Source organism: Corynebacterium kroppenstedtii DSM 44385, from assembly GCF_000023145.1.
Lineage (GTDB): Bacteria > Actinomycetota > Actinomycetes > Mycobacteriales > Mycobacteriaceae > Corynebacterium > Corynebacterium kroppenstedtii.
This window is the reverse complement of record NC_012704.1, coordinates 2,358,318-2,379,086: the sequence shown is the minus strand read 5'-3', so window position 1 is coordinate 2,379,086 and position 20,769 is coordinate 2,358,318. Positions and strand designations below refer to the sequence as shown.

The following is a 20,769-nucleotide window of genomic DNA, read 5'->3' as shown; positions in this document are numbered from 1 at the left end:
GCTAGCGGGCTTTACCTCATTTCCCCAGCGTGTGGCGCAATGCCTCCTCTAAATCAGTGAAGCGGAACGTGTACCCGTTCTTCTCCAACGCCTCGGGCTCCATCTTGACCGACGAGAGAGCGAGCTGATCTGCGCCCTCCTTACCCATCAGCGCATCTGGCCCCACACGCGGAGTCGGAATAACGGACGGGCGGTGAAGAACTTTCGCCAGCGTGGATGCGAATTCCTTTTGCTTCACAGCATTGGGAGCAGCCGCATTAATCGGTCCCGACACCTCGGGGTTAAAGGCGGACCAAATGTAGATCTGCGCAAGGTCATCAATACCAATCCACGGTTGCCACATCTCACCACCGTTCAGCGGACCGCCTCCACCCATGAGGTACAGCGGGAGTTGCGCGCCCAGAAGTCCTCCGCGGGCGGATAGCACCAGGCCAGTGCGGACGAGAACCACACGAATACCAGCCTCTTCGGCCTTCAGTGCGGCGCTTTCCCAGCGCTGGCAGACGTCGGCGAGGAAGTCATCCCCGGCGGGCGAATCCTCCGTGACCGTACCCGCGTCGGCACCATAATATCCGCTGGCAGACGCGTTAATAAGCGTTGTTGGGCCGCCATCCGATGCGGCCTCTTTCATCGCGTCGACAAGAGTTGTAGTGGCGTCGATACGCGAATCAAGGATCGACTTCTTGTGGTCGTCAGTAAAGCGCCCCATGATCGACGTCCCGGCCAGATTGATCACAGCCGACGCACCCTTCAGGAGGGAGGGATCAAGCGAACCCTTGCTGGGATCCCACCGCTTATATGTCACGCCGGGGACCCGCGAGGTGCGCGAACTGCGCGTCAACGCGACAACATTGTGACCAAGCGAGCGGAGGAGCGCCGAAATTGCCTGCCCTACCAGGCCTGTTTCGCCCGCGATGACAAATGTCTGGGCGGTAGTCGGGTCGATGGCCCCATCTTTGTTAGCGCCCCCACCCTTCTCGGCCGCGTCACGCAACTGCTGCTGGAAAGTCAGATCAGCCACAATCTGGCGCGTGCGGAATTCAAATGTCCGCTCCAGTTCCTTATCGATCTTCCGCTTGACCAGCCAATTCTTACCCAGAACCGACGTCTTACCCGGAAGCTCCGCGGTCACCTGATCCTGAACAAGCGAGGACCCACCACCGGAATCGGAAAACGTGTCGTCCGAAAACGTGTGGGTGTGCTCCCACGAATCCAGAGGCCCCTGCACCATCGTGTCCGTAAACGACTCGCCTGGCGTGTACGCGGTGTGGCGCGCTTTCCACTTCACCGTCGTCGAGACCGGCGCTAAGCCATCTAACCAGGGCAAACCCATTTCTAATTCAGTTTCAGAGCCCTCCGCGAGCCCCTTGCTTGGGCCCGACGTGAGCGTCGTCGAAAAGTCAGGGCACAAACGTGCTGCGCCACCAGCTGATTCGTAATACTTAACGACGTCGCGACGGGGGAAGGGGATGCGTGCGGTGTGTGAATATTCGATAGTCATAATTCTGCTCGTCCTCCTCGGTGATTGGGTTATGGACGGTGTGTGGCCCATTGTTGCAGAAACCCAGGACACGCGTTGCCGGTACGACGAGGGAGGGGCCCGCGCGACGACGAGGGCCGTCGCGAGTTAATCGGTAAAAGCTCGGCCGTTGCGGAATACCCATGGGGGGTATAGCGTTGAACCTATCGGATACCCCAGGAGGGTATGTGATCGCCCACGTGCCCGCGTGGACGTCGGTCAATAACAGCAATATCGAGGAGATCGTGATGACCACACGTAAGTACAAGATTTCGGGCATGTCCTGCAGCCACTGCGAACGCGCTGTTCGTGACGAAGTCAGCGAAATTCCTGGCGTCCACGTCGATGAGGTCAGTGCTGAGACTGGCATGTTGACCGTCAGCTCGGATGACGACATTAAAGACATGAAAGTTCTTGAAGCAGTGGAGGAAGCGGGTTACTCGGGCACGCGCCTGTAAAAACTGACCCGCCACACTAAAGGGAAGCGAGAGAAGTGCCACAATCAGTGACGACAAGTCCTGACACCACATCACAAGGTGCCATCGACGGTGTGACCATACCCGAGGGTTCGGTCATCGAACTCGATATCGGTGGAATGACCTGTGCATCGTGCGCAAACCGCGTGGAACGCAAGCTCAACAAGCTCGACGGAGTGCAGGCCACTGTTAACTTGGCGACCGAAAAAGCCAAGGTCACAGCACCACCGACCGTGACCGCTGATGACCTTATCCAGACAGTGGAAAAAGCTGGCTACACAGCGGCGCTCGACCAACCCGCCACGCCTGCTCATGAGAGCATCGACGATTCCACTGCCGACGATGATCGCGCGCCACGCAGCGGGGCCGCTGGATCTGCACAGAGCGAAAGCCCGATTGAACGAGAGACGGCGAACTTCCGGCAGCGCCTGATTGTGTCCGCATGGCTGGCGATCCCTGTTATCGCTATGGCCATGATCCCTGCCCTGCAGTTCCGAAACTGGCAGTGGCTGTCCCTAACGTTGGCAGCGCCTGTCATCGTGTGGGGAGCACTTCCCTTCCACAAAGCGGCCTGGACGAACCTTAAACACGGCGCGACCACCATGGATACGCTCATTTCGATGGGCACGCTGGTGGCATTCGCGTGGTCGTTGTACGCCCTGTTCTTCGGCAAAGCCGGCGAACCAGGACTGAAGCACACCTTCACCATGATGGCCTCGCATACCGACGCGTCGGCCAATATCTACTTAGAGGTCGCCTCCGGTGTCACGCTATTTATACTGGCAGGACGCTATTTCGAGAAGAAGTCGAAGCGAGAGTCCGGGGCTGCCCTTCGGGCGCTACTTAATATGGGCGCCAAGGAAGTCACGCTTCTTGACGACGGCCAAGAAAAACGGATTCCCGTCGAACAGCTCCAGGTTGGAGACATGTTCGTGGTCCGGCCCGGTGAAAAGATCGCGACGGATGGCGACATCGTAAGTGGCTCCTCGGCTATCGACGAGTCCATGCTCACCGGAGAGTCCGTCCCCGCGGAAGTTGGCTCTGGCGACCACGTCACTGGTGCGACGGTGAACACCAGCGGGCGGCTCGTAGTTCGTGCAACCCGAGTTGGGTCCGATACCCAGTTGGCGCAGATGGCGCGCATGGTCGAGGACGCGCAAACCGGGAAAGCCCAGGTCCAGCGCTTAGCGGACCGTATCTCCGGTGTTTTCGTCCCCACTGTGATTAGCATCGCCCTGCTCACACTCATCGTCTGGCTCGTATTGGGGCACGGATTCGCTGCCTCCATGACAGCCGCAGTCGCGATCCTCGTTGTGGCGTGCCCCTGCGCCTTGGGACTGGCGACGCCGACAGCGTTGCTGGTTGGTACCGGTCGCGGTGCGCAGATGGGTGTACTGATCAAGGGGCCGGAGGTCCTGGAATCCACCCGGAACATTGACACTGTTGTGCTGGATAAAACAGGCACAGTCACCACAGGAACAATGGCGCTGACCAGTGTTCATGCTGGTAGCACCTCATCCGACGATGAAGTCCTGGCCATCGCCGGCGCAGTGGAAGACTCATCCGAGCACCCCATCGCACAAGCTATCGCACAGGCGGCGAAGTCGAAGGGACTCGAGGCCCACGAGGTCACCGACTTCCAGAACAAGGAAGGCCGTGGCGTGCGGGCAGTCGTGGACGGCCGCGACGTGCTCGTCGGTAAAGAATCCCTGCTCAATGAAGCCGGAGTCCCTTTGGACGATGAACTCCGACGCGCGAAGAACGATGCTGAACACGCTGGGAAAACCGCCGTCGCCATTGCGTGGGACGGTGAAGCACGCGGGATTCTGGTTGTCGCAGACACTGTGAAACCCACCAGTGCCACGGCAATAAGCCAGCTGAAAGGACTCGGCCTCAACCCCGTCTTGCTGACTGGCGACAACAAGGTCGTTGCCCAGCGTATCGCCAAAGAAGTAGGAATAGACGACGTCAAAGCCGACGTTTTTCCCGCCGACAAAGTGCAGGTCATCCGCGGTCTTCAGGACCAAGGGAAAACCGTGGCCATGGTGGGCGATGGCGTCAACGATGCACCGGCGTTAGCTCAAGCAGACCTTGGTCTGGCTATGGGCACCGGTACGGACGTCGCTATCGAAGCCGCCGACATCACACTCGTTCGCGGAGACCTCACCAGCGCCGTTGATGCGGTGCGCCTCTCCCGGGCGACGCTCGCGACCATTAAGACCAACTTGTTCTGGGCCTTCGCCTACAACGTCGCCGCTATTCCGGTGGCAGCGCTGGGGCTTCTCAACCCCATGATTGCGGGAGCGGCCATGGCGTTCTCGAGCGTGTTTGTCGTGGGCAATAGCCTCCGGTTGCGCAGGTTCACCAGCGTTAATAGGAACGTCGGCACTCACGCTGATAAGACTGATAGGAATGCCACTGCACACACTGTCGAGGAGGAGCGGGCGAAATGACAACCTCATCAACCATGGATAGCGCGGCTGAGCAGCAACTATGCCACGCGTGCCACGAGGCCCACGCCCCCCACGGCTATATCTCGGAAAAAGAGCGGTACCTTCACCGGATGAAGCGAATTGAGGGGCAAGCGCGCGGGATCACAAAAATGATCGAGGATGAGAAATACTGTGTGGACATCCTGACGCAGATCAGCGCGCTCACGAAGGCACTGCAAGCGGTTGGCCTGGGGTTACTCGACGACCACCTCAATCACTGTGTACTCAATGCCGCCCAAGCCGGTGGCGATGAAGCTGAACAGAAACTCCACGAGGCATCACAAGCCATCGCCCGGTTAGTGAAGTCATAACCCCTGGCGTTGTTCCCCTGGGGTTTCCTCGGGCGCGGTCTATTCAAATAGTCGCTGGCCAACCATCGAATCGCCCTCCCTAATCCCACCAGGGACAGCGAATAAAGCAGACGCCTGGTGCTGAAGGTACTCAGTCATGGCGTCCTTTTCCGTCATTTTCTTCAAGATCGGATAGAACCCCTTGCGCGGATCCTTCGAATACGCAATAAAGAACAATCCGGCGTTCAACCTGCCCAAGGAATCATTCCCATCGGTGTAGTTGTATCCACGCCGAAGCATCCGATGGCCTTTGTTGTGTTCCGGGGCAACGACAGCCACATGAGAATCCGCTGGTACAGCCAGCTTCCCGCCGCGCCGGGCAGTGTAATCAACGTCGTCAAACTCGTGATCATCGGAGGGGTCCTCAACAGACAGGGGAGCACCGTAGCGCTTATCACGCCCGATCACATCCTCCTGCTCCTCCAAAATCACGCGATCCCACACCTCGAGATACATATGGATCTTCCGGGCGACGAAGTAACTGCCGCCGGCCATCCACCCATCCGTCACCCACACGTCTTTATCCAGCGCATCGGTTTCGTCGCTCTTGATGTTCTGAGTGCCGTCTTTAAACCCAAACAAGTTCCGGGGAGTGTCCTGATCAGTACTGGTCGACGACGTCCGCCCGTACCCGATTTGCCCCCACCGCAGCCGCACAGTGCCGAAACCGATCCGCGTCAGATTCCGGATCGCATGCACGCACACCTGCGCATCATTGGAGCACACCTGCACCAAAAGATCGCCATCGCTCTGCTCAGAACGCAGCGCCTCATTGGCAAACTTGGGCATCCCCTCCTTGATGACATCCGGCATCTTCGCCTTCAGACCAAAGCGATCCTTACCGTCGTCGTCGACAAAAAGCCCCTTCCCGAAGCCAAAAGTAATGGTCAAACCGCCGACGGGGTAATTCCACGCCTCGCCAGTGTCCCTCGGGACGGCCTTAGGGTTGGCGTTCGGCTCGCCACCAATCAGCTCCCCTGCGCACATTTGCTCCGACGCCGACGTCCACGAGGTCAGCATGTCCTTGAGGTCGTCGACGTCGTCCGTCGTGATGTCGAACGCGGCGGTGTACATGTTGTCTTGCGCAGGAGTTGTTATTCCCTGCTGGTGCTCGCCGCGGAACGGGTAGACGAGCGAGGTTGGGTCGGATTTGTCCTTGTTTTCCGCAGCATGGACGGCTAACCCGCCGATGCCCGCGCCGGCGATTCCGGCGAGGCCAGCAAACCCGGCGGTAGTGAAGAGTTGGCGTCGTGAAATACCCCGCGTACGGCCCTGTTCCTCGGTGCCAGACGTGCTCGACGTGCCGCTTGATGCGTCCGTCGAACCTGCCGGCTCATGCGCTGGACTATCAGGCCCGACGTCACCGCGGCCTTGTCCGGCGACATCGCGGCCCGATTCCTCGCGACCACCACGGTTCGGTTTCGAACCACGCTCAGGGTTGTCCTTGTGGGGTGACACCATTTCCTCCTCATCACGTGCCTATAACCCTTGTCAGGGGTATGCGCGCCCGTTCACATGCGCCCGCTGAGCGGCACCCGCTCAGGCGCGCCCGCTCGTCTGCTAGTGCAGAATCGTGCCCGCAACCTGCGACAATGGCTCAGACAAACCTTTGATCGCGTCAGAGAAGTCGCGCTGTGTGTCAGTGTAATCCGACTCCTTAGGCGCCTCGCCCGCGTCCTTTTGAACGGTGGCGATCTCGTCATACGGCTTGTATGTCGGGTCGCCATCGAATTCGTCGCCCAGGCCAGTAACCTCGCCGGTCTTCTGGTCGTCGATAAGCTTATTGACCTTGTCGAACGCGCGGGTGATCTTCTTGTCCAGGTCCGCGTCCTTCTTCTTCACCAGGTCAGCGACGTTGCCGTAGGCAACCGTGGCACCCTCAACATTCGCTTTGAAGTCGTAGAGGTCGGTGTGCGAGAACGTGTCCTCTTCCCCGACGATCTTCGAGGTGGCCACTTCCTCCATCAAGCTGGATGCGCCGTCAACGACGTCGGAAAGGTCCAGTTTGAACTTGCCGTCGGTTCCCTCAAGGTTGCCGTAGACAAGGTCATACAGCTTCTTCGTGTCCTCATTGAGCTGGTCAGCGGCCTTCTTCCGGTCCTCGTCATTGGCGAAGTGGAAGTCATCCCCGCCCCACAGGTCAGCCTCGATGCGGTGCCAGCCGGTCCACTTCTTGAGTACGTCTTTATCGGTGACATCTTTGCCAGCGTCCGCGGCGAGGTCCTGGATGCGGGCATCGAGCGCGGTGTCGAGGTCGCCCGCTTCCTTGATACCGAAGGACTCCGCGGTGGGCTCGATGCGCTCATAATTCGCGCGGGCGAGCGGGAACAGTTGCTTGGCCTTCTCGGTATCCCCGCTGGTGTAGGCCTCGGTAAACGCCTGCGTCCCGGTGAGCAGCTGCCCGACCTGGTCCTTCACATACGCGGTGTAGTTCGTGATCGCCCGGTCCTCAGCCTCTTTTTCGTCGTCAGTGAGTGTGACTTCTTTGCCCTTGGTGACCGTGAAATCCTTGAGCCCGACAAAATCGCCAACCATGTTCGGCTTGCACGCCGTGTGGTACGACCCCTGCTTCAACGCGGTCGTCAGGTTTGCTGTGGTTCCGGGGCCAATGTTTTCTTGCTCTGATTCAATCTGGAGTTTGTTTTCGGCCAGAATCTCGAGCTCGTTGGGCTTTGTGCCGTTATTAGTGATTTCAAACTTGACGACGCCCGACGGGACTTCCGACGTGGACAGTTCGCACGAATCGTCGGTGATGGTGACCTGGATGGTCTGGTCGGCTTTGGTGTTGTCATCGCTGGACGAGTTCTGGGGATTATCCGTGCACGCGCCGAGCGTGAGAGCGGTGGCGACGGATGCGATGGTCGCGGCGATGATGCGTGGGGAGCGCGAGTGAGATGTCATGATGGCTTTCTCTCGGGGAACGGGGGAACAGTGAACGGTGAGGGAACAGGGCTATTTGTCGGTGGCAGGTGCTGCAGACCGCGCTGAGGCTGAAGAGGTTGAAGGCGCTGAAGGAGCGAAAACCTTGCCCCTGATCTGCAGGATGAACAGCACGAGGACAGGCACCAGGTACACCCACCAGGCAATAACTTGCGCGACGGTGGGCTGCACGTTGATTTGGAACATCGCTTGCCCCACCACATAAATCCAGTACAGCGGGGACGTGTTTTCGGGCAGGAGGTGGGAAATATTCCATGCGTGGTTCATGACGCCCGGAATGACCCCGGCTTCTTGGAGGTCTCCGATGCCGTAGGAGCAAATACCAGCGGCGACGAAAATGAGGAAAATGCCGGTGACTGCGAAGAACATACGCATGTTGATGCGAGCTGCACCTTTGTACACTGCCCACCCGAGAATGATGGCGATAATCAGCCCGAGCACGACGCCCGTCGTGGTGGCCGCCACGTTGTTTTCGATCGACGACCTCACGGTGGCCCAGATGAACAGCGCGGTTTCCATGCCTTCGCGGCCGACGGCGAGGACGGCGATCCATACGACGCCCCAGCCGGATTCGTGTTCGCCGAGGGTTCTCGCCATGGAGCCCTCGAGTTCACCTTTCATCTGGCGGGAGTTCTTCCCCATCCAAAAAATCATCCAGGTGACCAGAGCTACCGCGACAAGGGAGAGGCCTCCGCCGATGATCTCTTGTGCCTGGAAGGTGAGTGTTTTCGGTCCCCACGTCAGGATGGCGCCGAATGATAGGGGTACCAGGGCTGCAAGACCGATACCTAGCCATAGTTTGGGGTAGACATCTTGCCGGCCAGCTTTTTTAAGTTAGGCGAAAAGGATTCCCACTATAAGGGTTGCCTCAAAGCCTTCTCGGAGAGCAAGCAGGAGATTCGCAATAAGCATGACGTTCCTTTTCTGTCCGTGCATGGTTAATGTACTCGGACAAGATAGGTCAGACAATGCTTAAAGAATGAAGAGGGGGCTATGCACCCCCGCCCTCTGCGCTAAGGGCGAGTGAAGCGCTCATGACGCCCCTGGCGGTGAAGCTTCAACCAGGAGGCAAAACCTTTGGGATCTTTCCGCTGGATAAGGAAGAACCAGGCGAAACGCGCATATTCCTGGGGTATAAGTTTCCTCATGCCGGGCTGGTTCATCAGATAACCACGGTTGCGGTACGTGAAATACCGCTTGTTCTCGTTATCGGGATACTGCGTGTGCATTTTCCCGAAGAAAATGGGTTTGAACTCGTCCGCCCCTGTTGGGTGCAGGTAGGCGGCCTCCAGGGTCGTCCCATAAGGGAGGCCGGACCGGTTGAGCCGACGGTTGTATTCAACCTCGTCGCCACGGATAAACAGGCGAAGGTCGGGTACTCCCAGCTGGTCGACGGCATTCGCGCTGAACAACGCTCCGTTAAACAGCGATGCGATGCCGGGGATGAATGTGCCGTTCTCGGTACCTTCCAGCTCGCTCCGCTTCCGTTTCCATTCGACGGTGCCGGGTAGGCGAACTGGAAACGCCAGCTGGTCGGGGTTCTCAATCCCGGCAACCACGGGGCTGACTTCCTCAAGCCCGTGCTGTTCCGCAACACGCATTAATGTGGCCAGAACCTCGGTGTTTTCCGGCCGGCCGTCGTCGTCGGCGCAGAAGATAGCGTCGGCACCGAGGGCGAGTGCAGTCAAGAATCCGTAGGCGAAACCACCGGCTCCGCCGAGGTTGTGCCGCGAGGGGAGGTAGACGGGCGTCGGCGAGGTCGGGCTGTCGGCGCAGACGCTCTCTACGAGGTCTTTGACTTCGGGCTCATTGCCGTTATCCACCACGACAACCCACTCCGGTGCCAGGGTTTGGCTTGCGACAATGTGCAGCGAGTTAGCCAGCAGGTCACGGCGTTTATGCGTCACGATGACAGCGGCAATGCGGTCCGACGAAGAAAGAGGCATGCGGTTAGTATCGCACATGCCCGCGTGGGCAAGGACAGGCTGCACAATAACCTGCGAAATAACCCGCTAAAAGCCTGCGGAATTGGGCGCCGGATAACGGGTTATAAGGAACGCGTTATAGGGCAGTTTCCGACGACGGGCTCTGCTCGGAGGTCTTCACGTTAGACACCGGCACGCTACCGTTCTTCTGCGCGTGTTCAATGGCCATATCGCGCATCACGTGACGCACCTGTTCAGCGGCTTCGGGCCCTTCGTATTGTTCGACGATATCGTCCACCTGCCCAGCCTGGCGTATTTCCCCATGGTCCACCCACAACGCGGATGTACACAATTGCGCCAGGAATTCGTCCGAGTGGGAGGCGAACACCAAAATCCCGGAGCGTTCCACCATGTCGCGGAGCCGGTCACGTGCTTTCGCCATGAACGCGGCGTCAACAGCGCCGATGCCCTCGTCGAGAAGAAGAATTTCTGGTTCGATGGACGTCACGACCCCGAGTGCGAGGCGCACGCGCATACCGGTGGAATAGGTGCGCAGCGGCATGTCGAGGTAGTCGCCTAGCTCGGTGAACTCGGCGATCTCATCCATCTTGGCCTGCATTTTCTTGCGCGTCTGCCCCAGGAAAAGGCCGCGAATAATGATGTTTTCGTAGCCGGAGATCTCGGGGTCCATGCCGACGCCCAGGTCAAACACCGGGGCCACGCGCCCGCGAACCTCCGCAGACCCGCGGGTGGGTTCGTAGATCCCCGACAGCAAGCGCAGCAGTGTGGACTTACCAGCACCATTATGGCCGACGAGCCCCACGCGGTCGCCGTCCTGAAGGTGGAGGTTGACGTTTTTTAGCGCTTCCACAACGACGACGTTGTCGGCGTTCCGGCCGATGGCTCCGCCGGCAGCTCCGAGGAACGCTTTCTTCAGCGAGCGTGATTTGGCGTCGAAAATGGGGAAATCGACGCACGCATTGTAGGTATCAATACTGACCATGATTGTGGCTTCTCCTGTCCCCATGATCCGTTGTGTGTACCGCGGAGGTAACCGTGGCGGGACCAACCGCCTGTACCGCGGAGGCGGCTATGTGTGTATCGGACATCGCGTTTACACCCAGTAGCTCACGCGGCCACGCCATTGCCGCATCGCAATCGTCGTGATGAGCAGGCCAACGACGGTACACAGACCGACGATCACCCAGCTGTACCACATGACCGGAACACCGGTGAGCGGGCCGCGGACGATTTCGAGGTAGTGCATGAGGGGGTTGAGCTCGGCAATGCGGGCGCGCTCACCGGCGGCACCGCCACGATCGCGCAATGTTTGCATCGTCCACACGATCGGCGTGACATAAAACGCCAGCTGAATGAGCGATTCGAGAAGTGGCGCAATATCACGGAAGCGGGTCGAGATAATCCCGAAGAACATGCCAACCCACACACCATTAATGACGATCAGCGCCAGCGCGGGGATGGAGAGGAACCAATCCCACCCCAGCGGACGCGGGAAAATGATCATCAGCAGAACATAGATCACGAGGTTGTGCAGCAAAAAGAGGAACTGTCGCCACACTAACCGGTAGACGTGAACCGATAACGACGCTGGTAGCTGCTTAATTAACCCCTCATTCGCGATGAATGTTTGCGCCCCCTCGATCACGCATCCGGAGATAAAACCCCAGATGATGAGCCCGACGGTCACGTGCGGGAGGAAATCATGCAGCGGAATGTTGAACAGCAATGAATAGAGCAATCCGAGCGCTAAGGCCATGACACCAGTCGCGATCGTGATCCACAGTGGGCCAAGGACTGAGCGACGGTAGCGCTGTTTGATGTCTTGCATCCCCAGCGACAACCACAGCTCGTACGACTGGAAGCCCCGAACAAGGTCCATCCATGCTGCTCGGAGGGTCTGCGATTGCGACGGCGGTATAGAGCTGGTGGGCTCTTTAATCATCCGATCGATGTCGGCCTGAGGGGCTCGGTGAAGCGCAATTCCCCCGGCTTCATCGGAACCCGCGCCGGCGTTGTTCGCGGCCGTGCCCTCAGTTGGTTCTATGTCAGCCATAATCCGTACCCTACCTGTGTGATGGGACAAGCAGTTATTAATCCCAGTGGCGTGCCTTGCTGATGTTCATCGTGTCAGCAGCGACGGGTAGATTACCCTGGAGCTACTAAACCGTTATTGTGTGCGGTGGGTCAGTGATCATGACGCGTCGCAATGACAAGCGAATAGCGGTAGAGGCCTGCATGAACCGTGTCCCCAGTTCGTCTAAGGAAAGGTGTGCCATGTTCGACGTCGCCCACGCGCGTGGACTCTATGTTTGGTTAGGCGAGGGCTGGGTGTACTTAAACGCGCAGGAACAGGCGCAGATTCCGGAGCGAGTAAACACAGCGGCGACGTATTCGTTCAGGAACGCCCACTTGCGCACGGCCGTTGAGGCAACGTCGGGTAGCCATTCTCAAAGTCAGAAGTCGGGTGCGCCGATTGGCGATTCCTATGTGGCCTCGGCGCGCCGGGCTGTTGCCGACCTGGTCGGTGCCCGGGCCAACCAGGTGGTCCTGGGCCCCTCCCGCGCGGCGCTGCTCCGTAACTTGGCGGACTGCCTGAGCCACCGCGTCGGCATCGGTACCGAGGTTGTACTGGCCCGCAGCAACGCGGATTCGGCCATCGATCCGTGGGTGCGGTCCGCTCATTTGTATGGGGCGACGGTGAAGTGGGCGGAGGCCGATCTCGCATCGGGTGCGCTTCCTGCCTGGCAGTTTACGTCGCTGGTATCGCCGTCGACGGCGATTGTGGCCCTGCCCGCCGCCCATGCGTTGGTGGGTGCGGTCACTGATGTGGAGGCTATTTCTAGCTCGGTGCACCGCATTTCGCCGCGAGCGTGGACCATTGTCGACGCCACCGATGTGCTGCCCTATCGGCATGTGGAGATTCAGTCGTGGGGTGCCGACGTGGTGGCCCTGGATTTGGCTCCGCTGGGCGGGCCTGAGCTCGGCGCACTGGTGTTCCGCGATGAGGCAATGTTTGATCGTCTGCGTCCGCCGCGGCGTCGGGGATGGAGTTCTTCCTTGTCTGTCTCCTCGTCTTCGCTGGGTGTTTCTGCTGTTCAGGGGCATGGCCGTCATGCCGGTGCCGGCCTGGTGGAGTGGGATCCTCCGCAGGCGGCACTGTGCGGGTCCTTGGCGGCGCTGGTTGATCACTGGGCGGGTCTCGACGATTCCGCGACGGGCACGCGGCGCCGACGGTTGCAGTCCACCATGCCGAAGATCGACACCTATCTCGCGGCTCTAGCAGCGCATTTGGTCTACGGGTTGAAGGATTTGGGCGTCTACGTCATCGGTTTTGACGACGAGTCCTCGCATGTTGAACGCGTGCCGCGCATCAGTTTCATCATCCCCGGGATGTCGGCGGAGGCAGCCCAGGCGCGCCTGGCCGATAACGGAGTGATCGTGGGCGTGGCGGACAGTGATTCGCTCTTCGACGCTATGGGTGTCACGGAGTCCGGTGGGGCCTTGACGGTTGGGCTGGCGCCGTACAACACCGCCCACGACGTCGACCATCTGTTGAGATCGGTCTCGGTTCTCCGCTGATCAGGGCTGGCCGGGTCCCACACCCAACCGTCGGGCCCTATTCCACGGTCAACACGATTTTCCCGGTGACCTCACGGGATTTCAGTAGCCGGTGAGCCTCGGCCGCGTCGGCAATAGGAAGTGTTTTCGTGACCTGCGCGGATATGGTTCCATCCTCCAAAAGAGGCCAGACGTGTTTGATCGTGTCCGCCACGACGGCGGCTTTGTCGTCGAGGGAGCGGCCACGCACATTCGTCGCTGTGATCGACCCTCTCTTGGATAGCAGCCGGCCGATGTTCAGCTCGCCCTTGACGCCGCCCTGCATACCGATGATGACAAGGTGGCCTTTCTCACCCAACGCTTTCACGTTGCTGTCCAGGTATTTCGCGCCCATGATATCCAGGATGATGTCGGCGCCACCGTGCTCTTTCATCACCACGACGAAGTCGTCGTCTCTGTAATTGATGAGGATATCCGCGCCCAGCGAACGGCAAAGCTCCAGGTTGTCGGCGTTGCCTGCGGTGGTGGCGACGGTCAGCCCCATCGCGTGAGCCAGCTGAATGGCGAACGTGCCGATGCCGCCCGACCCGCCGTGGATCAGCACGGTCTGGTCTTTCTGCATGTCAGCGACCATGCCCAGGTTCGACCACACCGTTGCGGCAACCTCAATCACCCCCGCCGTGTCGGTGAGTGACCATCCGCGCGGCACGGGAAAGAGTTGGGTCACAGGCACCGCGACACGCTCCGCATATCCGCCGCCAGCCAGGAGCATTCCACATTGATCGCCGACGCTCCACTGTTTGACAGGTTGCGTGCCGGATTTTTCGCCTGCCGACGTCGAGCCTGATTCATGTGACGACTCCACGGGAGGCCCGAACGCTTCGATCGTTCCCGCAGCTTCCAGCCCAATGATGTCCGACGTGCCGGGCGGCGGTGGGTAATGCCCGGCGGCTTGGAGAACATCGCCGCGGTTGACACCGGCGGCGTGGATTCGGACGAGCGCTTCGCCCGGTCTAGGCGTGGGGTCGTCGGTGTCGGTCCACGCCAACGAGGTGGGGTCCGTGGTGTCTTGTTGAATAATTGCCTTCATGACGTCGAGTGTAGAGGCGTGGGTTCGTCGTGCGCAGGCGTATATTTCGATACGCTATAGGTAAGTCGTGCTAAGAGCTAGCTGTGTTGCTTCCGGCAACCGGTACAGCGATGAACAGAAGGAAAGCCCATGCCTCGCTCCTCGGATAACTGGAATAACGATAATTCGACGTCTGATTCGGACGGTTTCGGGTATTCGCACTCGTCAGATGGGAGTGGCGACGCGTGGGGTGATGCGGGGGAGAGCTCCAACGGAGGCGTCCCGCCGAAATACGGTTACGAACCAAATGGCAACTCCCAACAGTCGGGTAGTGGCAATGCAGCAGCCAAGGATGCGAACTACGACCTGACCGAAACGACGGAGTTTCAGCCATCCCCTCCGGGGGCGTCTGCTGCTCAGCAAGGGCAATATGGGCAGAGCTATGGTCAGGCCCAGAATGGCGCCCAAGGATATGGGCAGGGCTACGCGCAGGGGTATGGCACGTCGCAACAGGGTCAGTTCCAGCAGCCGAATCAATATTCGACGCAATACGGGCAAGGCCAACAGTACGACCAACAACAGTACGCCGGTAATGCTGCGTATGGATCTCGCGCCGGTTCCGCGCCGGTCGGAGCGGGTTCGGGGACATCGGGATTTCCGCTCGGAAAAGTTTTAACGCTTATCACCGCGGTGGTCGCGCTCGTGGCCGTGGTGGGTCTGTTCTTCTTCGGGCGTGAACAGGGTTGGTTCAATACGTCGAATAATGAGGCCAGCTCTGCCCAATCGCGCGACGCGGGACGGAATAATGGCAATGCTCAACCTCCCGGCAACCAAGGACAAAACACCACCGCGGGTCAGAACGACAGCAATAGTAACGGCGGCCAAACGTCGGGCGGAGATACGAGTAATGGAATGGACGGTTCGTCGGGACGCCCTCAATACCCCGATTTGCCGTCGGGAGTCTCTCCCGCAAATAATTCGGCGGAAAACGATGAACCAGCCGGGAATTTAAACAATGTGTATGTGATGGGTGGGCGAACAACGGCGCCTTTTGCAAAGAATGTTCGGGATGCATTCGTACGGAATTATCTTTCGACGGGCGAATTGAATGCCTCGCTAAAGGATGTGTATAGCCCAACAACTCACCGCATGTATGACATGGATTGCGTTGATAATGGCCAGTTGGTGCGGTGTGACGGTGGCAATAATGCGATCGTCATTATCTCCTAAAACCTCGCCATTATCGATGGTGGCGATGCCGAGGGCTGGACGCGTTTAAAGCTCGCGCTAAGAGCACGCGCTTGGAGCGCCTGTATTGGGATGCTCGATTCGCCTGGGTATAGGCTTGTTTGGAATGCTAATGCGCGTCTGCATTGTATAAATTGCTATAGATTGCGCATAATAAAGCTTTCCGGAAAGGTGACGACCGCGTAGGGCACAGGTGACTCATGGGCAGACATGCGAATAAGCACGCACGTTCTGCTCGTGACGAATCTAACCAACGGTGGTTCACCAACCACATCGAGCAGGCGGATTTCGCGTCACAGAACGACGCTGACCAGGGCGAATCGAAGAAAAATAGCCGACGGTATTCCTCGCATCAGAGCACGTCACGCGGTGGTAGACAGGTCACCGTCGCGGAACTTCTGGCCCGCGGCAAGCAGGGCGCCGAGGCTCCCAGTACGTCTCCCGGCACGTCGTCCACCACGACGACGCGTGGCAAAAAGGACTCGGACGCTCGTGGCAGACACAAGGCGCAGGACAAGTCCGCTCCGCACACTCCCCGCACACTGTCTCCTGAGGAATCAGGGGCACCGCAGCGCTACATCCCGGAGCGGGCCCGCTCGGCGTCGTCGAAGAAATCGACAACAAGCCCGACTTCGTCGAAGAAACCTCCGACGACCCCGGCCTCCACAACTGAACCGGATAAACGGACACCAACCCCACCCAGCCCGACAAAACCGGTGACACCGGCAAAACCCAGCCCGACAAAACCCGCGGCATCGAAGAAACCCGACACCTCCGATTCCCACGTCTCTCGTCGGCCTTCTGGCTCGAGACCAGCCAAATCGTCCGTCCCGGTGGGCCCGTCGAAACGGCGTCGGCACTCAGTTGCTGCAGCCTCCATCGGTGTGGGTGTTGTTGCCTGCGCGCTATTCGGCGGAACGTTCGCCGCATGGCAATCAGGCGTTTTAGGGACCCCCGGGGCCTCGAATAGCCACCACACGGCGTCGAATACCGCGGATGACCAGAACGGCGATGAAACCGGCGGCGGCGATGGGAACAAACAAGGCGGTTCCACACACCAACAGGGCGATGGCGAACCGAAAGGCGATCAGGAGGTGCGGCTGTCCACCATCAAGAACCGGCCGACAACAGCTCCGCTCCCCGACGATGCTATCCCCGCCAACGCGGCCGCCATCCAGGATGACGAGGCCGGGCAGTTTAACCTGGCGTACACCGGGTCCGACAGCACGCCCGCAGCGTTTGCGGTGGCAACGCGGAGGGTTTTCGCCCAGCAATACGTCAAAACGCTGAACACAAACATGACGGTGGACGTGAAAAGCCCAGTTAGTGGGCGGAATATCGCCATGAACTGCCGCGATAATGGTGGTTTTGTCACCTGTGAGGGTCCGGACGACGAAAGGGTTTACATTCAATGATGGGCAACTTACCTGGAAGGGCTGCGTCACGCTCGCACCGTCGTCGCCGGTTTCGCATGTGTGTCGCCGGGCTGGTCGCGTCGGGAGTGATGCTCTCATCCTGCACAATCGGTAACCCGGACCGAGCCGATTCCACACCATCATCGGTGCCAGAGAATGCCGATACGTTGCCGCCCAGTGTGCCCGGCCCGCACCCATCCATCGAAAATACGGAGGCAGGCACCCCGGAGTTATCCGGTAAAGCCGACGCACCCATGCAAGAAGCCGTTGACCAGGTCATTAAGAAATACGGGGGAATGGCGGAGTTGGCCGTCTCCGATGGCAAGCAGGTCCGACGTTTCGGGCACGTCGATCCCTACCCCGCGTGGTCATCCATCAAGGTCCCGCTGGCTATCGCTGCCCTCCGCAATAACAATTCCGACGACATCCAGGCGAACGTTCAGGATGCCATTCGTGCTTCCGATAACGACGCCGCCGACGCTTTATGGCGATCCTTGGGTGGCGGAGAGGCTTCCGGACAAGCCGTCCACCAAGTTTTAGCTGACGGTGGTAACCCCAACACAAAGGTGCAGATCGACGCGATCCGTCCGCACTATTCAGGGTTTGGGCAGACACAATGGGCCGTGGAGGACTCTGCTTTGTTTGCAGCGAACCTTCCCTGCGTGTCGGGCGCGGAATTTGTCATCGAACAAATGGGGCAGATTAACCCCGACCAGCGTTGGGGGCTGGGCACTATTCCTGGCGCTCACTTTAAAGGTGGATGGGGGCCAGATGAAGATGGTGCCTATTTGGTCAGGCAGATTGGGTTTTTCGACGGTCCGACGGGACGGATAGCTGTTGCTTTAGCAGCTCACCCGTCGGACGGAACGTATGAGACAGGACAATCTGCTCTGAATGACCTCGCTGCTGTGGTGAAAGCGCATCAGAAAGAGTTCGCGCCTGCTCAGTGTGGCAAGTAGGTGCAACAGAGAGTTCGCGCCTGCTCAATCTGAGCAAGTTATCCCGTCATGTACCACACTGGGAAGGAGCTTCTCCCGAGCTTGGTGTTGCCGGTATGGATGGGCTAACATAGTCACGTTGTGCTGAGAGCACCCCCATGTCATGTCGTTCCTCGACGTTTTCGATGGTGGGGGAGTTGACGTACAGCACATATGTAAACCCTTGGAGGTATGGCAGAGCGGCCGAATGCACTCGCCTTGAAAGCGAGCGTCCCTAACACGGACCGGGGGTTCAAATCCCTCTACCTCCGCAATGATCCCCAGCGTGCGGGCCGGTTATTAGCCTCTACGCTGGGGATATTTTGGGTTATTCTGACTTCATTATGATCAGCCAGCTCGCCACGTTGGTGGCTCGGGCTGATTTTTGTTATGGGGAGAATCGTGATGCCGCGTTATTGCAAACCCCGTTTCAGTATTGAAGGCTAAATTCAGGAATTATTCCACCGGGGCCTCGTTATCAGTGACATATTCCGAGCTAGAGAGGGGATTCGCCGGATCGGTTACTATCGTCTGACCGGCTACTTGCATCCTTTTAGGAAGAAAAACGTAAGACGCATGTCGAGCTTGGTTAGTGGGATAAAACAGTCTGGATAGTAAACTGCAGAAGAGTCCTAGTAACTCAGACAGCGACAGGAGTCACGAAATACTGTCTCCCAAGGTTCAGTACGCAATTCAAGCCCGCCTGATCCTCGGAAGCTTGCTGGTCGTCTATATTATTGTCATCGCCGCTGACATAGAGGAAAGCTATAGGAGCCGAGTCCTCCTCTTAGGAGTTACAGTCGGGGCCATCGTCGCGGTTCCCTTCAATCTCGCGGTGGATCGAAAGAGACGTAAAAACTCTCATAATCCGAAGCAGGCAAAGACGGCAATGCTTTAGTAGCGGGCTTATTGGCGTCTTCGGCAAAAGTGCTCCTGTCAGTTATAAAATCTTGACACTAGGAGTACACCATTAAACAGACACTGACCACAGCAGGGAAAAGAGTTCTAATTATTGTGGCATTCGCCCTCATTGGTGTAATCCTTTGTTGGCTGCGCGCTGAATTCAACATCACGCTGACCTATAGAGCGACACAGAGTGATACAGAGGATATCGACTTCACTCTTAAGAGTTGCCTCCTATGGGCAGCGACTGGAGCCTTGATAGGCGCTACATCTGCTTTCTCGATAAAGCCTTCTGAGAAGAAATAGGCGACTGAAGCAAATTATTGGGGGCATCGCACTCTTATGTCGGTTTAACCCCAGAGAGCAAAATATGAATTCACCAGTAAGATCGTGCAATTGAGCAAAGAAGAAAGGCCGACTCATCCAACAACTCACCCAACCAAAATTGCACTGCCTGGCCATGGTGAGTGGATTATCAGGCAGTTGCGGTTGTGTATGCAGTCACCATTTCAGCATTTTTCTTTGGTGTTCTTCGCCGAGTTTCCGGATCGTTACTCGGGAGAAACCGATCCTAGAGGGAACCCCCGGCCATCGCTCGACACATTAACGCCGCTTACGTAACTGGTAAATTCCCTAGGGACCGTCTCTTCGCCCAAAGCTAGGTCATACCATAGCCTAGACATGTTAGACCCTTCACTGGCGGGCTCGTCAACGTCTTTAGCTACACATGAAAGGCTATACAAACCCCATTCAGATTCGTCAAATGGGTAAGTGCCGAAGTCTCGCATATCCCTACGGAAATCTTGCATCATGACTTCCCGAATTACTTCATCACCTCCGTGTGTGATTTCGTCAGTTACATAGAGTATCTCTGTAATCTCTCGAGCCTTATCGATCCTTTTTAAATACTGTTTATGAAATCGTTCTAGATCAGACTCTCGGGCGAGGAAATGAGTTGTGAAAAGAAGTGTTTCGCCCAACATAAATCGGATCACCGCCTACCGTGAAAGCTCCAGAATTATTTTACCTCGACGGGGTATCACAATGCCTTCAATGTACATCATTTTCGAACTGTTCCGTGTAAAAATCCGCGCCGGATTTTGACTCTTAACCCGGAGATATTTTCGCACATACCCGCATGGTTTATACAGCAAAAAGGTAACCCCGGCGATGTGACCGTTTTCAGGTTCAGGGATCGCTCCGGGGCTTTCGTCAAAAACTGTAGCCCGATGAAATGCGTGACCTTCAACGATCTTGAGCAGTGGTCTTCCCACCCAAGTACCCGCACATATGCTCACCATCGTGATCCCGAAGCGTTCTATGTCTGGAACACTCAGCCCACCACAACCTTTTAAGCGGATACCATCCACGTGAAGGTGCTTCTGCGTAACGGGGTTGATACCGCAGTCAGCCCGCCGCTGGAAGATTTTAAGACGGAGTTTGATGAGGTCTATCGCCTGCGAAATCGGTGTGCGCACCATGAACCCCTCGTAAAGTAAGACTAACAAGAGGAATTGGCGGATCTTGACTGCGATGAGACTGCTATCAAGAACGTATCTAACTGGATTGATCCCGCAGCACTCCCGGATCCCTGATATCCGGCTTTCGCACCCAAAGAATATTTGGTTACTCCGGACCTACAGGGGCTTTCAGACGAAGATTGTCCTCCGCTACACCGGGTAGGGAGAACGTTGGGGCCCCTCAGGCCTCAGTTGTTGCCCTTAAAAATGAGCGCCGACAGAGGCTGTGTTCGGTCGGCGTGCAGCTACCCTTCGTATGGCTCACTCTCTTGGCCGTGATAAGTATTTTAGCCATTTTCTAGAGTCGAAGAACTCGAGGGGATGCCACTCTAAAAGCATTACTCTGCGGAAATAGT

The 20,769-nt window shown here is 58.0% G+C and carries 15 protein-coding genes, 1 tRNA gene and 1 pseudogene; 8 read left to right on the top strand and 9 right to left on the bottom strand.

The window, feature by feature from the left end; genetic code table 11:
* Positions 1 to 16: 16 nt before the first annotated feature.
* Positions 17 to 1,501: a TIGR01777 family oxidoreductase gene (locus CKROP_RS10070; protein ID WP_041628949.1), complete on the bottom strand. Its 1,485-nt coding sequence runs from the start codon at positions 1,499 to 1,501 to the stop codon at positions 17 to 19.
* 206 nt (positions 1,502 to 1,707) lie between these two features.
* Between CKROP_RS10070 and CKROP_RS10065 the strand changes: the two genes are divergently transcribed.
* From CKROP_RS10065 to CKROP_RS10055, 3 genes are all read left to right on the top strand, one after another.
* Complete coding sequence (locus CKROP_RS10065; RefSeq protein WP_012732640.1) at positions 1,708 to 1,977, top strand: heavy-metal-associated domain-containing protein; 270 nt, start codon at positions 1,708 to 1,710, stop codon at positions 1,975 to 1,977.
* 137 nt (positions 1,978 to 2,114) lie between these two features.
* Positions 2,115 to 4,448, top strand: coding sequence for a heavy metal translocating P-type ATPase (locus CKROP_RS10060; RefSeq protein WP_148209769.1), 2,334 nt, complete (start codon positions 2,115 to 2,117; stop codon positions 4,446 to 4,448).
* Positions 4,445 to 4,798, top strand: a complete 354-nt coding sequence (locus CKROP_RS10055; RefSeq protein WP_012732638.1) for a metal-sensitive transcriptional regulator — start codon at positions 4,445 to 4,447, stop codon at positions 4,796 to 4,798. The genes CKROP_RS10060 and CKROP_RS10055 overlap by 4 nt, the downstream gene beginning before the upstream one ends.
* 39 nt (positions 4,799 to 4,837) lie before the next feature.
* On the opposite strand, the gene efeB is transcribed toward CKROP_RS10055, so the two are convergent.
* The 6 genes and pseudogenes from efeB to wzm form a co-directional block, all read right to left on the bottom strand.
* Positions 4,838 to 6,298, bottom strand: coding sequence for an iron uptake transporter deferrochelatase/peroxidase subunit (gene efeB / locus CKROP_RS10050; RefSeq protein WP_012732637.1), 1,461 nt, complete (start codon positions 6,296 to 6,298; stop codon positions 4,838 to 4,840).
* Positions 6,299 to 6,397: 99 nt separating this feature from the next.
* Positions 6,398 to 7,738, bottom strand: a complete 1,341-nt coding sequence (gene efeO / locus CKROP_RS10045; RefSeq protein WP_012732636.1) for an iron uptake system protein EfeO — start codon at positions 7,736 to 7,738, stop codon at positions 6,398 to 6,400.
* A gap of 51 nt (positions 7,739 to 7,789) precedes the next feature.
* Positions 7,790 to 8,599 (bottom strand): annotated as a pseudogene (gene efeU, locus CKROP_RS10040) (iron uptake transporter permease EfeU); the annotation flags it as partial.
* 191 nt (positions 8,600 to 8,790) lie between these two features.
* A complete protein-coding gene (gene glfT1 / locus CKROP_RS10035) occupies positions 8,791 to 9,723 on the bottom strand; it encodes a galactofuranosyltransferase GlfT1 (protein WP_041628948.1) in 933 nt (310 codons plus the stop codon).
* Between the two features lie 115 nt (positions 9,724 to 9,838).
* Entirely contained in the window at positions 9,839 to 10,705 is an 867-nt protein-coding gene (wzt, locus tag CKROP_RS10030) for a galactan export ABC transporter ATP-binding subunit Wzt/RfbE (RefSeq protein ID WP_012732633.1), read from the bottom strand.
* A 111-nt stretch (positions 10,706 to 10,816) separates the two neighbouring features.
* Complete coding sequence (gene wzm / locus CKROP_RS10025; protein ID WP_148209768.1) at positions 10,817 to 11,665, bottom strand: galactan export ABC transporter permease subunit Wzm/RfbD; 849 nt, start codon at positions 11,663 to 11,665, stop codon at positions 10,817 to 10,819.
* A 251-nt stretch (positions 11,666 to 11,916) separates the two neighbouring features.
* Here wzm and CKROP_RS10020 point away from each other — a divergent pair, with 251 nt between their 5' ends.
* Positions 11,917 to 13,302 carry an aminotransferase class V-fold PLP-dependent enzyme gene (locus CKROP_RS10020; RefSeq protein WP_012732631.1) on the top strand — a complete coding sequence of 462 codons (1,386 nt, stop codon included), beginning with the start codon at positions 11,917 to 11,919 and terminating at the stop codon, positions 13,300 to 13,302.
* A 37-nt stretch (positions 13,303 to 13,339) separates the two neighbouring features.
* On the opposite strand, the gene CKROP_RS10015 is transcribed toward CKROP_RS10020, so the two are convergent.
* Positions 13,340 to 14,371, bottom strand: a complete 1,032-nt coding sequence (locus CKROP_RS10015) for an NAD(P)H-quinone oxidoreductase (RefSeq protein WP_012732630.1) — start codon at positions 14,369 to 14,371, stop codon at positions 13,340 to 13,342.
* Positions 14,372 to 14,500: 129 nt separating this feature from the next.
* Here CKROP_RS10015 and CKROP_RS10970 point away from each other — a divergent pair, with 129 nt between their 5' ends.
* From CKROP_RS10970 to CKROP_RS09985, 4 genes are all read left to right on the top strand, one after another.
* Positions 14,501 to 15,580 (top strand): hypothetical protein, encoded by a 1,080-nt coding sequence (locus CKROP_RS10970; RefSeq protein WP_012732629.1) that lies wholly within the window; start codon positions 14,501 to 14,503, stop codon positions 15,578 to 15,580.
* A gap of 218 nt (positions 15,581 to 15,798) precedes the next feature.
* The gene (locus tag CKROP_RS10965; protein WP_012732628.1) at positions 15,799 to 17,013 is read left to right on the top strand and encodes a hypothetical protein; all 1,215 of its coding nucleotides are present in this window, start codon (positions 15,799 to 15,801) and stop codon (positions 17,011 to 17,013) included.
* Positions 17,010 to 17,972, top strand: a complete 963-nt coding sequence (locus CKROP_RS09990) for a serine hydrolase (protein ID WP_148209692.1) — start codon at positions 17,010 to 17,012, stop codon at positions 17,970 to 17,972. The genes CKROP_RS10965 and CKROP_RS09990 overlap by 4 nt, the downstream gene beginning before the upstream one ends.
* A gap of 204 nt (positions 17,973 to 18,176) precedes the next feature.
* A tRNA-Ser gene (locus CKROP_RS09985) sits at positions 18,177 to 18,262 on the top strand.
* 1,629 nt (positions 18,263 to 19,891) lie between these two features.
* On the opposite strand, the gene CKROP_RS11545 is transcribed toward CKROP_RS09985, so the two are convergent.
* Entirely contained in the window at positions 19,892 to 20,374 is a 483-nt protein-coding gene (locus CKROP_RS11545) for a hypothetical protein (protein WP_041628942.1), read from the bottom strand.
* Positions 20,375 to 20,769: the final 395 nt, after the last annotated feature.

Bases quoted from the DNA above. Each gene is read 5' to 3' on its own strand.
- wzm (WP_148209768.1), bottom strand. From the start codon at position 11,665: ATGATTAAAGAGCCCACCAGCTCTATACCGCCGTCGCAATCGCAGACC.
- CKROP_RS10070 (WP_041628949.1), bottom strand. From the start codon at position 1,501: ATGACTATCGAATATTCACACACCGCACGCATCCCCTTCCCCCGTCGC.
- efeB (WP_012732637.1), bottom strand. From the start codon at position 6,298: ATGGTGTCACCCCACAAGGACAACCCTGAGCGTGGTTCGAAACCGAAC.
- CKROP_RS10970 (WP_012732629.1), top strand. From the start codon at position 14,501: ATGCCTCGCTCCTCGGATAACTGGAATAACGATAATTCGACGTCTGAT.
- CKROP_RS10015 (WP_012732630.1), bottom strand. From the start codon at position 14,371: ATGAAGGCAATTATTCAACAAGACACCACGGACCCCACCTCGTTGGCG.
- CKROP_RS09990 (WP_148209692.1), top strand. From the start codon at position 17,010: ATGATGGGCAACTTACCTGGAAGGGCTGCGTCACGCTCGCACCGTCGT.
- CKROP_RS10060 (WP_148209769.1), top strand. From the start codon at position 2,115: ATGACCTGTGCATCGTGCGCAAACCGCGTGGAACGCAAGCTCAACAAG.
- CKROP_RS10020 (WP_012732631.1), top strand. From the start codon at position 11,917: ATGACGCGTCGCAATGACAAGCGAATAGCGGTAGAGGCCTGCATGAAC.
- glfT1 (WP_041628948.1), bottom strand. From the start codon at position 9,723: ATGCCTCTTTCTTCGTCGGACCGCATTGCCGCTGTCATCGTGACGCAT.
- efeO (WP_012732636.1), bottom strand. From the start codon at position 7,738: ATGACATCTCACTCGCGCTCCCCACGCATCATCGCCGCGACCATCGCA.
- CKROP_RS11545 (WP_041628942.1), bottom strand. From the start codon at position 20,374: ATGGTGCGCACACCGATTTCGCAGGCGATAGACCTCATCAAACTCCGT.
- CKROP_RS10965 (WP_012732628.1), top strand. From the start codon at position 15,799: ATGGGCAGACATGCGAATAAGCACGCACGTTCTGCTCGTGACGAATCT.
- CKROP_RS10055 (WP_012732638.1), top strand. From the start codon at position 4,445: ATGACAACCTCATCAACCATGGATAGCGCGGCTGAGCAGCAACTATGC.
- wzt (WP_012732633.1), bottom strand. From the start codon at position 10,705: ATGGTCAGTATTGATACCTACAATGCGTGCGTCGATTTCCCCATTTTC.